This window comes from Mycobacterium florentinum (assembly GCF_010730355.1).
Lineage (GTDB): Bacteria > Actinomycetota > Actinomycetes > Mycobacteriales > Mycobacteriaceae > Mycobacterium > Mycobacterium florentinum.
The window spans coordinates 3912724-3926413 of record NZ_AP022576.1 but is presented as its reverse complement, the minus strand read 5'-3'; the positions used below and the strand labels follow the sequence as shown (position 1 = coordinate 3926413).

The 13690-nt window shown below is 63.4% G+C and carries 11 protein-coding genes and 1 pseudogene; 9 read left to right on the top strand and 3 right to left on the bottom strand.

The genetic code is table 11. The features are described 5' to 3' along the window. The 9 genes and pseudogenes from G6N55_RS18590 to G6N55_RS18550 all read left to right on the top strand — a co-directional run bounded on the left by G6N55_RS18590 (window position 1) and on the right by G6N55_RS18550 (window position 10619). Window positions 1-876, top strand: coding sequence for an ABC transporter permease (locus G6N55_RS18590; protein WP_085222091.1), 876 nt, complete (start codon window positions 1-3; stop codon window positions 874-876). A 4-nt stretch (window positions 877-880) separates the two neighbouring features. Next, window positions 881-2245 (top strand): MCE family protein, encoded by a 1365-nt coding sequence (locus tag G6N55_RS18585; protein WP_085222090.1) that lies wholly within the window; start codon window positions 881-883, stop codon window positions 2243-2245. Window positions 2246-2279: 34 nt separating this feature from the next. Then, entirely contained in the window at window positions 2280-3308 is a 1029-nt protein-coding gene (locus G6N55_RS18580) for a virulence factor Mce family protein (RefSeq protein WP_085222089.1), read from the top strand. After that, the gene (locus G6N55_RS18575; RefSeq protein ID WP_085222129.1) at window positions 3305-4645 is read left to right on the top strand and encodes an MCE family protein; all 1341 of its coding nucleotides are present in this window, start codon (window positions 3305-3307) and stop codon (window positions 4643-4645) included. The genes G6N55_RS18580 and G6N55_RS18575 overlap by 4 nt, the downstream gene beginning before the upstream one ends. Beyond that, window positions 4642-5967 (top strand): virulence factor Mce family protein, encoded by a 1326-nt coding sequence (locus G6N55_RS18570; RefSeq protein WP_085222088.1) that lies wholly within the window; start codon window positions 4642-4644, stop codon window positions 5965-5967. Before G6N55_RS18575 ends, G6N55_RS18570 begins: the two co-directional genes overlap by 4 nt. Then, window positions 5967-7124: a virulence factor Mce family protein gene (locus tag G6N55_RS18565; RefSeq protein WP_085222087.1), complete on the top strand. Its 1158-nt coding sequence runs from the start codon at window positions 5967-5969 to the stop codon at window positions 7122-7124. The genes G6N55_RS18570 and G6N55_RS18565 overlap by 1 nt, the downstream gene beginning before the upstream one ends. Then, window positions 7125-8564: an MCE family protein gene (locus tag G6N55_RS18560; protein WP_085222086.1), complete on the top strand. Its 1440-nt coding sequence runs from the start codon at window positions 7125-7127 to the stop codon at window positions 8562-8564. 204 nt (window positions 8565-8768) lie between these two features. Further along, window positions 8769-9458, top strand: coding sequence for a CAP domain-containing protein (locus G6N55_RS18555; RefSeq protein ID WP_085222128.1), 690 nt, complete (start codon window positions 8769-8771; stop codon window positions 9456-9458). A 115-nt stretch (window positions 9459-9573) separates the two neighbouring features. Further along, a pseudogene (locus G6N55_RS18550) lies at window positions 9574-10619 on the top strand (enoyl-CoA hydratase/isomerase family protein). 214 nt (window positions 10620-10833) lie between these two features. Here G6N55_RS18550 and G6N55_RS18545 read toward each other — a convergent pair. From G6N55_RS18545 to G6N55_RS18535, 3 genes are all read right to left on the bottom strand, one after another. Continuing rightward, window positions 10834-11595, bottom strand: coding sequence for an SDR family NAD(P)-dependent oxidoreductase (locus G6N55_RS18545; RefSeq protein ID WP_085222085.1), 762 nt, complete (start codon window positions 11593-11595; stop codon window positions 10834-10836). Between the two features lie 67 nt (window positions 11596-11662). Then, on the bottom strand, window positions 11663-12709 hold the full coding sequence (locus tag G6N55_RS18540; RefSeq protein WP_163667397.1) for a thiolase family protein: 1047 nt from the start codon (window positions 12707-12709) through the stop codon (window positions 11663-11665). Window positions 12710-13050: 341 nt separating this feature from the next. Then, window positions 13051-13686, bottom strand: coding sequence for a response regulator (locus tag G6N55_RS18535; protein WP_269474061.1), 636 nt, complete (start codon window positions 13684-13686; stop codon window positions 13051-13053). Window positions 13687-13690 lie beyond the last annotated feature (4 nt).

Sequence of the window (13690 nt, the reverse complement as noted above, 5' to 3'; positions counted from 1 at the left end):
ATGACACAGGTCGCTCCTAGCCCGGCAAGTACGGTTCCCGCGGCGCTGCACCCGCGGTTGCGGCGCACCGTCGAGAACGCGGTCAGCGGGTGGAATCGGGTCGGAGCGCAAACACGGTTCTATGCCAGCACATTGGCGGCGATACCAGACGCCGTCATCAACTACCGCACCGAATTACTGCGGCTGATCGCCCAAATGGGCTTGGGTGCAGCGGCACTCGCAGTGATCGGCGGCACCGTGGTTATCGTCGCGTTCCTGACGATGACCACCGGCGCCCTGGTAGCGGTGCAGGGCTACAACCAATTGGCGTCGGTGGGCATCGAAGCCCTGACTGGGTTCGCATCGTCCTACTTCAACGTCCGGCTGATCGTGCCCGGCACTGCCTCCGTCGCGTTGTCGGCCACCATCGGCGCCGGCGCCACCGCTCAAATGGGGGCGATGCGCATCAACGAAGAAATCGACGCGCTCGAGGTCATTGGAATTCGCAGCATCAGCTACTTGGCATCTACCCGGGTCGCTGCCGCAGTGGTGGTGGTGATCCCGCTGTACTGCGTGGCGATGATGATGGCCTTTCTGGCGGCGCGCCTGGGCACCACCTCGATCTACGGCCAGGGTTCGGGCGTTTACGACCATTACTTCAACACCTTCCTCAATCCCCGCGACATGATCTGGTCGTTCTTTCAGTCGGTGGCGATCACCATCGTCGTCATGCTTGTCCACACCTACTACGGGTACACCGCCCACGGCGGACCCGCCGGGGTGGGTGAAGCGGTGGGTCGGGCCGTGCGGAGTTCGATGGTGGTAGCCGCGGTAGTGATCGTGATGATCACCCTTGCCGTCTATGGCCATTCCGGCAACTTCCATCTGGCGAGCTAGCAGGATGAGACTCGGGCTGCGGGGGCGCCAACTCCACACCGCGTGGTGGACGGTGATTCTGTTCACCGCCATCGGCGCGTTCTTCTTCGTGACCACTGCGGCTTTCAGCGGCGCCTACAAGTCTTACGTGCCGGTAACGCTGACATCGGACCGGGCGGGGTTGGTCATGGAACCGGGCGCCAAGGTCGAGTTGCGCGGCGTGCAAGTGGGCCAAGTCAGCAATGTCGGCTCGACCGGCAACAAACGAATCAGCCTGCAGCTCAACATCGACGGCGACCAGATTCGCTACATCCCAGCCAACGTCGAGGCGCAGATCAAGGCCACCACTGCGTTCGGCGCCAAGTTCGTCGAACTGGTCTACCCCGAACATCCGAGTGCCGCGCGGCTGACGGGCGGGACGGTGCTGCATTCGACGAACGCCAGCACCGAGATCAACACGGTCTTTGAAAACGTCGTCGACCTACTCAAAATGGTCGATCCGCTCAAGCTCAACGCCGTGCTGACCGCGGTGGCCGAGGGAGTGCGTGGCCAAGGCGAACGGATGGGCGAGGCGACCACCGATCTCAATGAGGTTCTGTCAGCGCTTAATTCACGCAACGAAACGCTTCGCGATGACTGGCGCACCTTCAAAGACCTCGACGACACCTACGCCGCGGCCGCCCCGGACATCGTGGCGATTCTCAACGCCGTGAGTACCACGAGCACCACCCTCGTAAATCATTCGGATGCAATGGATGCGTTGATGCTCAACGTCATTGGCCTGTCCGATGCCGGAACAAATCTGCTGGGCACCAGCAGGGACAGTCTTGTCGGCGCCGTCAACACGTTGGAGCCGACAACGAGCCTGCTTCAGACGTACAGCCCCGAATACGCCTGCATGTTGCAGGGCGCCCAGTGGTTCCTCGACAACGGGGGCAGGTCTGCGTACGGCGGCGGTACCAGCGGGCAGGGCTTCGACTTCGACATTGCCCTGCTGCTGGGTAACGACCCCTACGCCTACCCCGACAACCTGCCCATCGTCGCGGCCAAGGGGGGACCAGGCGGCAAGCCGGGATGCGGGTCGTTGCCGGATCCCACGAAGAATTTCCCAGTGCGCCAGCTGATCACGGACACCGGCTGGGGAACCGGGCTCGACGTTCGGCCCAACCCCGGCATCGGGCATCCCTGCTGGGTGGACTACGGACCCGTCACCCGCGGTACCCCCCAGCCGCCCAGCATCCGTCAATGCATCCCGGGGCCAGCGGTCGGACCCAACCCCGGGGGGCCGCCCTACGGGGCGGCGCTGTACGGCGCGAATGGGGTGCCGCTATGGCCGGGCGTGCCTCCCGCCCCGCCGCCGCCAGGTCCCTCGGGCCCCCCATCACCATGACCGCCAACGATTTACACCAGGCAGGAGAGACGCTGTGCGTAGTGAGCTAAGAGCCGTCGTGTGGCGCCTTGGCGTTTTCTTGACGGTGTGCGCGTTCGGCGCGTTCTTGTTGCTGACGATTTTTGCGCAGTTCCGGTTCGGCTCTGGCACGACCTACAACGCCGAATTCAGTAATGTGTCGGGTCTCAAAAAGGGCAACCTAGTGCGCATCGCAGGGGTGGAAGTCGGCAAGGTCGAGGGTATTTCCGTCAATCCGGACGCAACCGTGCGAGTCGAGTTCTCCACCGATAATTCGGTCGTCCTTACCGAGGCAAGCCAGGCCGCGATCCGCTACGACAACTTGTTCGGCGGCCGCTACCTAGCCCTGGAAGAGGGCGCGGGGCCACCGACGATTCTTCATCCCGGTCAGTCAATTCCGTTGGCCCGCACCAAGCCCGCGCTGGATCTCGACGCGCTCGTCGGTGGCTTCCGACCGCTGTTTCGGGCGCTGAACCCCGAGCAGGTCAACGAGCTGACCGCGCAGTTGCTGCAGGCATTCCAAGGCCAGGGCCCCGCGATCGGATCATTTCTGGATCAGGCCGCCGCAGTGACCAACACGTTGGCCGACCGCGACGTGCTGGTTGGTCAAGTCATCGACAACCTCACCGTGGTGCTGGGCTCGCTGGGCGGCCAGAGCGACAAGTTGGACAAGGCGGTGACCTCGCTGTCGCAACTCATCCACGGACTCGCCGCTCGCAAAACCGACATTTCCAACGCGGTGGCCTACACCAACGCTGCCGCCGGCTCGGTCGCCGATCTGCTATCGCACGCCCGGGCGCCGTTCCAGCACGTGGTTCAACAGACTGATCGTGTCGCGGGCATCGCGGTGGCCGACCACGACTATCTCGACAATCTGCTCAACTCACTGCCCGATAAATATCAGGCGCTGAACCGGCAGGCGATCTACGGCGACTTCTTCACGTTCTATCTGTGCAACCTCGTTCTCAAGGTGAACGGCAAGGGTGGGCAACCGGTCTACGTCAAGCTGGCCGGTCAAAGCACGGGGCGGTGCACGCCGAAATGAAATCGTTTTCTGAACGCAGCCCGCTGGTCATCGGCGCGCTTGGCCTCATGGCGGTGGCCACGGTGGCGATGGCAGCGTTGCAGTACCAGAAGCTTCCCTTTTTCAACGAGGGCACAACGTATTCGGCCTATTTCGCCGACGCCGGCGGGCTGTTCAGCGGCGCCGGGGTTGAGGTGTCTGGCTACCAGGTCGGAAAGGTATCCGGCGTCGATCTTGAGGGGCCCGGCGTGCTGGTCACCTTCAAGATCGACAAGACGGTCCACTTGGGCGAGCGCACCGAAGCCGCGATCAAAACCAAGAGCTTGCTGGGCAGCAAGATCCTCGACGTGACACCGCGCGGTGCCGGCACCCTTGACCGTGCCATCCCCCTTGACCGCACGGTGTCTCCCTACCAGCTGCCAGATGCCCTGGGCGACTTGGCCACTACCATCAGCGGTCTCAATACCGACCAACTGTCCGACTCACTGGCTACCCTTGCGCAAACCTTCGCCGACACCCCAACCGATCTGAAGAACGCCGTGCAGGGAGTGGCCCGGTTCGCCCAAGTCCTCGACACCCGCGACACCCAACTACGCAGTCTGCTCGAGAACGCCGCAAAGGCCACCGCCGTGCTGGCCAATCGCACCGACGAGGTTGTGAGTCTGGTCAAGGACACCAACGCGTTGCTGGCCCAACTGCGCACGCAAAGCGCTGCCCTGGACCAAATCTGGACCAATATCTCCGCGGTGTCGCAGCAATTGAAGGGATTCATCGCCGAAAACCGCCAGCAGTTGCGCCCGGCGCTAGACAAGCTCAACGGGGTGTTGGCGATCGTGGACACTCGCAAGGAACGCGTGCAGCAATCCATCAAGATGCTCAACGCCTACGCCATGTCGCTGGGTGAATCAGTGGGCTCGGGCCCGTTTTTCAAGGCCTACGTGGTGAACTTGCTGCCCGGTCAGTTCGTCCAGCCGTTCGTCAGTGCCGCGTTCTCCGACCTAGGACTGGACCCGGCCACCTTGCTCCCCTCACAGCTAAATGATCCGCAAACCGGGCAGCCCGGGACCCCGCCGTTGCCGCCGCCCTACCCACGGACCGGGCAGGGCGGGGAGCCCAGGCTCAACATTCCCGACGCGATCACCGGCAACCCGGGTGACCACCCGTGCCCGTTGCCCGGGCCGGGTTGCTACCCCTACCGGCAGCCGCCGCCAGCCCCACCGCCGGGCGGTCCCCCGCCCGGCCCGCCCGCGCTGGCCCCGCCGGGGCTGGCGTCGACCCCGGAACCCACACCGTCACCGGTCTATGTGCCGGCCCCTGGTGAGGTAGCGCCCAGCCAGCAGCCGGCGGGTCACCCATGACGGCCAGACTGCGGCGGGCCCGCCCTATCTTGGCGACGACGTTGGCCTTGGTCCTCGCCGGCGGGGCTCTGATGGCGATGCGGGCCCCCGACACGTCCGCGCGAATCAAGGTGGTCGCCTACTTCGACAACACCACCGGGGTATTTCCGGGCGATGACGTGCGCATCCGGGGCGTACCGGTGGGCAAGATCGACAAGATCGAGCCCGAACCACAGCGCGCCAAGGTCTCCTTCTGGATCGACGGCAAATACAAAGTCCCCGCCGATGCGAAAGCCGCCATCTTGTCTCCACAACTGGTCACCGGGCGAGCGATCCAGCTGACCCCGCCATACGGTGGCGGCCCCACCATGGCCACCGGCGCGGTCATACCCCTCGACCGGACCGCGGTGCCGGTCGAGTGGGATGACCTGCGGTCGCAGCTGCAGCGGCTGACCGAGCTACTCAAGCCCGCCCAGCCTGGTGGGGTGAGCACGTTGGGCGCTCTGATCAACACCGCCGCCGACAATCTGCGCGGGCAGGGTGCCACTGTCCGCGACTCCATCATCAAACTGTCGCAGACAGTATCGGCGCTCGGGGATCACAGCAAAGACATCTTCAGCACGATGAAAAATCTGTCCACGCTGGTCACGGCGCTGCACGACAGCGCCGACCTGCTCGAACAGCTCAACCACAACATGGCCTCGGTGTCCTCCCTGCTGGCCGACGACCCCACCAAGGTCGGTCAGGCGGCCGAAGACATCAATGCGGTCGTGGCCGACGTGCAGAGCTTCATCGCCGACAATCGGGAGGCGCTGGGCACCACGTCGGACAAACTAGCGTCGATCAGCAACGCGCTGGTCGCCAGCCTCGACGACATCAAGCAGACGCTGCACATCGCCCCGACGACTTTGGTCAACTTCAACAACATCTACGAAGCGTCCAATGGGTCGCTGACCGGCGCGCTGGCGGTCAACAACATGGCCAACCCGATCAACTTCCTGTGCGGAGCGGTGCAGGCGGCTTCCCGATTGGGCGGTGAGCAGGCAGCGAAACTATGCGTGCAGTACATGGCGCCGATCTTCAAGAACCGGCAGATCAACTACCCGCCGATCGGCGAGAACCTACTGGTGGGAGCGCAGGCCAGGCCCAATGAGGTGACCTACAGCGAAGCTTGGATGCGGCCCGATTACGTCCCACCCGCCTCCGCTGCGGCGCCGGCGCCGGGGGCACCCCCGCCCACAACGGCTGGCCCCCCGGCGACATCCGAGCCAGGCGGCGCCCCCGTGCAAACCGACCCGACCGCCGGCCTGACCGGCTTGATGCTGCCCCCCGGAGGTAGTTGATGACAGTTAACTGCTGGCGCAGAGCGCGTACCGCCCTTGCGGTGACGGTTGTCGTGACCGCGGTTTCCGGCTGCGGCTGGCACGGGCTGAATTCCCTGCCGTTGCCGGGCACGCAAGGCAATGGGCCGGGCTCCTTTGTGATCCAAGCCCAGATGCCCGACGTCAATAACATCCAGCCGAATTCTCGGGTGCGGCTAGCTGACGTCACGGTCGGTCACGTGACCAAAATTGAGCGCCAGGGTTGGCATGCGCTGGTAACGATGCGCCTCAACGGAGACGTGAGCCTGCCGGCCAACACCACCGCCGAGATCGGCACGACTAGCCTGCTCGGTTCGTTGCACATCGAGCTGGCAGCGCCGAAAGACGCTGCACCGCAGGGCAAGCTGGCTAACGGTTCACTGATCCCGCTGTCCCATGCTGGGGCTTACCCGAGCACCGAACAGACGTTGGCGGCGCTGTCGTTGGTGATCAACGGGGGCGGCCTGGGCCATATCCAGGACATCACTGAGGCGTTCAGTACAGCCTTACGGGGCCGCGGCCGAGATCTGCGAAGCCTGATCGGGCAACTCGACAAATTCAGTACGAATCTCAACGAGCAAAGCGGTGTCATCATCGCGGCCACCGAAAGTCTCAACCGGCTGGTCGCAAAGTTCGCCGCAGACAAACCCGTGCTGGACCGGGCCCTTGCGACCATCCCCGACGCGCTCGGGGTGCTCAACAACGAGCGGCAAAACCTTGTCGACGCGGCTGATGCGCTGAGCAAATTCAGCGCACTGACCACGGACACGGTCAACAAGACCAAAGAGAATCTGGTCAAAGAGTTGCACGAAGTCGGGCCGGTGTTGGAGTCGCTGGCTAATGCCGGCCCGAGCCTGACACGGTCGCTGAGCTTGATTTCCACCTTCCCGTTTCCGAATGAAGAGATCGAGAAATGGATGCGCGGCGACTACGCCAACATGACCGCGATAGTCGACCTCACGCTGAGCCGCATCGACCAAGGCATGTTCACCGGCACCCGCTGGGAGTGCCATTTGACGCAGCTGGAATTGCAGTGGGGCCGCACCATCGGTCAATTCCCCAGCCCATGCACGGCGGGCTTCCGCGGTACGCCGGGCAATCCGCTGGTAATTCCCTACCGCCAGGACCAAGGACCCTAGATGTATCTCAGCAAACAGATCAGGATCCAGCTGGCCATCTTCACCGCGGTCGCCGTCGTGGCGGTGGCGATCATGTCGCTGCACTTTATGAAACTGCCGGCCATGTTCTTCGGCGTCGGGCGCTACACGGTGAAGATGCAACTGCCGAAAACCGGCGGTCTCTACGACACCAGCAACGTCACCTACCGTGGTACCGAAGTGGGTCGGGTGCAATCGGTTCGGCTGACCGACACCGGAGTGGAAGCCGTGCTTTCGCTGAAATCCGGCATCGACATCCCCCGGGATCTCAGGGCCGAGGTACATAGCCAATCAGCGATCGGCGAACAATACGTCGAGTTGCTCCCCCGTAACGCCACCTCGCCGCCACTCAAAGACGGCGACACCATTCCGCTGGCGGCGACGTCCGTACCGCCCGACATCAACTCCCTGCTCTCCGCCGCGAACACCGCATTGCGGGCCATCCCGCACGACAACCTCAAGACCGTCATCGACGAGTCCTACACGGCCGTGGGTGGTTTGGGACCTGAACTGTCCCGCCTCGTCAAGGGCTCGTCCGACCTGTCGATCGAGGCCCGCAACAACCTCGACCCGCTGATCGCCCTGATCGACCAATGGCGGCCAGTGGCCGAATCGCAGACCAATACCTCCGCTGCCATTCAGGGCTGGGCGTCGCATCTGGCCACGGTGACCACCGAATTGCAAACCCACGACCAAGCCGTCGCCGGCAGCATCACCAAAAGCGGCCCAGCGGCGGCCGAGGCACGCCAACTTATCGAGCGCCTGCAACCGACGCTGCCCATCCTGATGGCTAACCTCGTTAGCGTCGGCCAGGTCGCACTGGCCTACCGCAATGACCTCGAACAGCTGTTGGTGCTTGTGCCCCAAGGTATCTCGATCATGGGCGCAACCCTGGTGGCCAACGCCAACACCAAACAGCCCTACCGGGGCGCCTACTTGAGTTTCAACCTCAACATCAACTTGCCCCCGGCCTGCACGACCGGGTTTCTGCCTGCCCAGCAGCAGCGCAGCGCTACTTTCGTCGATTATCCGCAGCGCCCACCGGGCGACTTGTACTGCAGGGTCCCCCAAGATTCACCACTGAATGTGCGTGGCGCACGCAACATCCCCTGCGAGACCGTGCCCGGGAAGCGCGCACCCACTGTGAAGATGTGCGAAAGCGACGAGCAGTATGTGCCCCTCAACGACGGCTTCAACTGGAAAGGCGATCCCAACGCCACCCTGTCCGGGCAAGGCGTCCCACAGCTGCCGCCCGGCTCGCCCCCACAAGCGCCATCCCCTCCACCACCGATCGCGGCCACCCACTATGACCCGACCACCGGCACCTACACCGGACCTGACGGGAAGGTCTACACCCAATCCGACTTGGGTCATACCGGCCCCAAGACATGGCAAAACATGATGCTCCCGCCGGGTTCGTGACCGCAATGATGCACAACCCCAATGAGTTTCAACACATGGAGGACGAGAGGTCGGTGATCGCTAGTTCGCAATTCGAGCCTGTCTGACCACCACGACGCCGCAGTTTCACCGTGCTGGGTGACGCCCCAATCTCGCAGTTGTGCAACGGAATAGCCCCCTACCGGCCACCAGCCGATGCTGGCGGTTGACGGAAAGGAAAACGCCATGCAGCATCAACGGCTCACGCTGCCTGTCGTGGTAGTCGCCGCCGGCGCCCTACTCGGCACGCCCACCGCACATGCCGATGGCGACAACAACACCCTCATACCCAACAACCAACGACTCAACAACGGCGTCGTCGCCAATGTGTTTACAGTCCAGCACCAGGCCGGCTGCACCAACGATGTCAGAATCAACCCTCAGCTACAACTTGCCGCCCAACGGCATACCCTCGACGTCCTGCACAACCAAAACCTCGGCGGCGACGTTGGTTCGGACGGATCCACCCCACAAGACCGCGCCAATGCCGCCGGCTACAAAGGTCAGGTCGCCGAGACGGTGGCCATCAACCCCGCTATGGCAATCAGCGGCATCGAATTGATCAACCAGTGGTTCAGCAATCCCGCCGACTACGCGATCATGTCCGATTGCGCCAACTCCCAAATGGGCGTGTGGTCGGAAAACAGCCCGAGCCGCACCGTCGTAGTAGCCGTCTACGGCCAACCCAGCCAACCCCATCCGACGGCACCAAAAGCAGCACCAACAGGGCCCGCACCCATCGCGGCCGCACAAGAGAACGTCCCCCTGGACCCCAGCCCTGACTACGACGCCAGCGACGAACTTGAATTCGGCCTCAATTGGCTCCCCTGGATTCTGCGAGGTGTCTACCCGCCACCGGCCACGCCGGCTCAATAGCGACGTCGCGCGTACGTCTCGCCGCTCCGGCGGAAGTCTGACGCGGCCGTAGACATGAAATTCAGTGGAGTAGAGGCGATTCCGACGAACGGGAGGCTAAAGCGTGGCTGAGGACATCAGCGAAGAACACGACGCGGTTCTGACTCGCGTCGAGGGAACCGTCGGGTTGATCACGCTCAACCGACCCAAGGCGTTCAACTCGCTGACCCAGAAGATGGTCGACGAGCTAAGCGCCGCACTGGACCGTTGGCAGGACGATGACGCCGTGAGTGCGGTCTTGCTGTCTGGCGCTGGCGAACGCGGATTATGCGCCGGCGGCGATGTGGTCGCGATCTACCACAGCGCCCGCAAGGGCGGGGTCGAGGCACGGCAGTTCTGGCGCGACGAGTAGCGTCTCAACGCCCGAATCGCCGACTCCCCTAAGCCGTACGTGGCGTTGATGGACGGCATCGTGATGGGCGGCGGCGTCGGCCTGGGTGCCCATGCGAACACCCGAGTGGTCACTGACGCCTCGAAGATAGCGATGCCTGAGGTGGGCATTGGCTTCATCCCAGACGTTGGTGCCGCGTTTCCGCTATCGCGGGCACCCGGCGCGTTGGGATTGCACGCCGCGCTGACCGGAGGACCGTTTTCCGGAGCCGACGCCATCGCAATGGGATTCGCCGACCACTACGTGCCACACACAGATGTCAGGGCGTTCACCCGCGCAATCATCGCCGAGGGCGTGGCGAACGCGCTCGCCCGACATGCCATCGAACCGCCGCCAGTGAACTTATGGCACAACGCGATTGGATCGACGAGTGCTATTCGGGCGAAACAGTCAGCGATATCGTTGGCAGGTTGCAGCAACACCACGGAGTAGGGACGGGACCGGCTAGCGACGCCGCCACGTTGATCGCCAACCGCTCCCCCATCGCACTGTCGGTGACATCGGAAGCTGTACGCCGGGCGGCCAGACTTGAAGCGCTGGAAGACGTTCTGGTCCAGGACTACCGGGTGTCATCCGCGGCGCTGCGCACACACGACTTCGTGGAGGGTATCCGCGCACAACTCATCGACAAGGACCGTAACCCGACGTGGTCGCCCCCGACACTGGCCGCGGTCACCGCGTCCGACGTCGAGGCGAATTTCGAGCCGGTCGACGACGACTTGAATTTCTAGAGAAGCGGTTTCGGTGACAGCTACCAGGTACGAAACCATCGCTCGTCGAGCGTAATCAGCCCGCCGGCGTCACGGAGCTGGTGACGGTGAGCTGAGGTATCTGACGGCGCCTGCACGCCGAGAGATGAAACGAAGCTACGACTCGCCGCTGTGGCGCAGCCAGATGCGTAGCGGCAGCGAAAAGATGGTCCAGTTCTTGGCCATCGCCGGCGGGCTAGCTTTCGTTGCCCTTGGTGTTCCAGCCACCGTCTACCGGCAGCACCTCTCCGGTGCAGAACGCGCCGTCGTCGGAAAGAAAGAATGCGACCGCGGCAGCTATTTCTTCGGTCTTGCCGAGGCGAGGAATTATGTGTGCGTCGGCATATTTCTGCCTCATGCTGGTCGGTAGATTCGCCAAAATCGGAGTATCAATCGTACCGGGGCATACGCAGTTGCAGCGAATTCCCCTCGCGCCGTACTCCATTGCCACTTGTTGAGTCAAACTGACAACTCCGCCTTTTGCCGCAGAGTAGGCGGCAAGGTTGTTGAGGCCCTTCAAGGCGGCCATCGATGCCACGTTCACGATGCTGCCACCGCCGCGGCTGATCATGCCGGGGATGACGGCCTGCATGCCAAGCCACACACCACGCAAGTCGGAATTGATGACATAGTCCCAACCTTCGTCGGTGAGATCCACGACGTTGTCGGCGCTGAACATGTTGACGACGCCGGCCACGTTCGCGAGATGGTCGACCGGCCCGAAGGACTTCTGCGTTTCGTCAAGCAAGCGTTTCCAATCGCGGCGCTCGCGCACGTCCATCTCCACGTGGATGGCTTCGCCGCCCGCGGCGACAATCTCCTTGGCGGTGGTTTCATCAGCCTGCAGATCCGCAATCACCACGTATGCCCCTTCGGCACCGCATCGAAGTGCCGTCGCCTTGCCGATGCCCTGGACACCGCCGGTGACGATCGTCACCTTGCCTTCAAGTCGCTCCACAACTACCTCCACTACGTTTGGTCACGGATTTCTCTGAGCTCGCGGAACACCCATCGACTGGGCCCGCTCAACCCCCGCCGGTCCTGACGATCAGGGCCGAATTCGAATCGAAAGTGCCGCTGGCAACTACAGCGATCCGCGCATTTGGAATCTGGCGCCGGCCAGCTTGACCTCTCAGTTGCAGAATTGCTTCGCGTATTCGGGAAAGAGCAGATCCACCTGCGCCGGCAAGGCCACCACCGTCGGGATTGATCGGCAGCTCGCCGTCCGGGCCGATCCGCGAAGCGCACTGAGTGAAGGCACCGCCTTTGCCACGACGACAGAATTCGAGTGCCTCCAGCCAGCACAGCACATTGAATGTCGACGAATCGTCGATCGCCGCGAAATCGACCTCGCCGGGAGTCAGGGATGTCCGATCCCACATCTGTTTCGATGCGGGCCGGAACCCGTCCAGGTAGCCCGGAAAGTCAAATGGCGTACCGGCGTGTGCCGGCTGACGGGCGCCCAGCGCCTCGACCCAGACCGGCCGGGTGGCGGTCCCGGATGCTGCAGACACGATCACCGCTGTTGCGTCCGGCCGATGCGCAGCGAAATCGCGTTGCCGTAGCGGTGCGCACACAATCGGCGCGCTCAGGTACTCGTCCATGCTGAGCGAGGCACGCACGACAGCGGCGGGATTGCGGACGGCGTGGCGTCGCGACGCGATCGCGACCCACCCGAGCGCGGCATGAGAGTAGCCAAACCTCGCGAGGTAGTCAGCGCTGGCGCGCGCCGCCCAGAGTGCCTCAGTTGACCGGTGACCAAACCCGCTCGCCGCCGCGTGGTGGGAGTGTCGTGGGGCCGGCGCGTCCGTCGATACGCTGACGCACAGCACATGCCGGCACATTCCGGCCGCAACGGCGAGCATTGCGTCGACGAGGGCACCGAGCCTTCCCGCGGTACGACCGCCCCAGTGCCACACCGGCCGGATCTGAAACTCCTGCTCCAAGCCCCGTACTCCGCGCTCGGACAATCCTGGCAATCCGCGCGAGCCGTCGCACACGCAGACACCCTCTATATCGGCGACGGTCAGCCCCGCGTCGTCAATCGCCCTGGCCGACGCTGACGTCGCCATCCGGACCCAGGATGACGCGCGATCCGATCCGGCGACGAACTCGCCGAGACCGGTGAGTGCGACCCGGTGTTCGAAGGGTTCGCCCTTATCGGTTATCACTGGGATCGCCGGTGCGGGAAGGCGCGCGATAAGTCGGTACCGGACCGGACGTCACGAATGACCGCCGCGCCTAACATGTCGCCGCCTCCGAGGAATCCGGGTTCTACGAACAGACCTGCTCGATGAGTCTGTCCTCGGCGGCGTAGCCCGACAAGCGCGGCAACTACTCACGTTTCGGCTCGGCGCAAACGTAGAAACTACGTATCAGGAAGGCGATTCGCGAATTCTGTCCGTCACATCAGTTAGTTCAGAATCCCCGAATCCCTTGCCAGCCTGGCAAGTTCGGCTCGGGATCGCAGACCGACCTTTTGCTGAAGCCGATACCGGTACGTCTCCACAGTTCGTACCGAAAGATTAAGCAGCCCAGCCATTTCGGGATTAGTGTGCCCAAGGGCCAACAGCCGCAGAATCTCGACTTCACGCTCCGACAAACCGAGTTGAGGGTCACGGGATGCATCGGTCGGAGTCGTGCCTGCCCCTAACAGGGCAGCGCCCAGCTCGGGGTGCACGTACCGCTTACCGTCGGCGACCTCGTGGACGGCGTGGATAAGCTCCACGTCGGCGGCCGCCTTGAGGACGTAACCCAGCGCTCCGGCCGCGAACGCTTCACGCAGGTAGGCGACGTCGTCGTGCATCGTCAGAACGAGAACCTTGGTCTGTGGACTCGATCGAATCACTCCTTCGATGGCGGTGATCCCGCTGGCGTCGGGCAGGGCGATGTCCAGAACCACCACGTCCGGATGTAGACGAGCTGTTACAGCTGCCATTTCGGATGCAGTGCCAACATCGGCAACGACTTCGATGTCTTCCTGTTCGCCCAAGACGCGAGCCAGGCCGGCGCGCACCACTTTGTGGTCGTCGCAGATGACAACTCTCACGGGT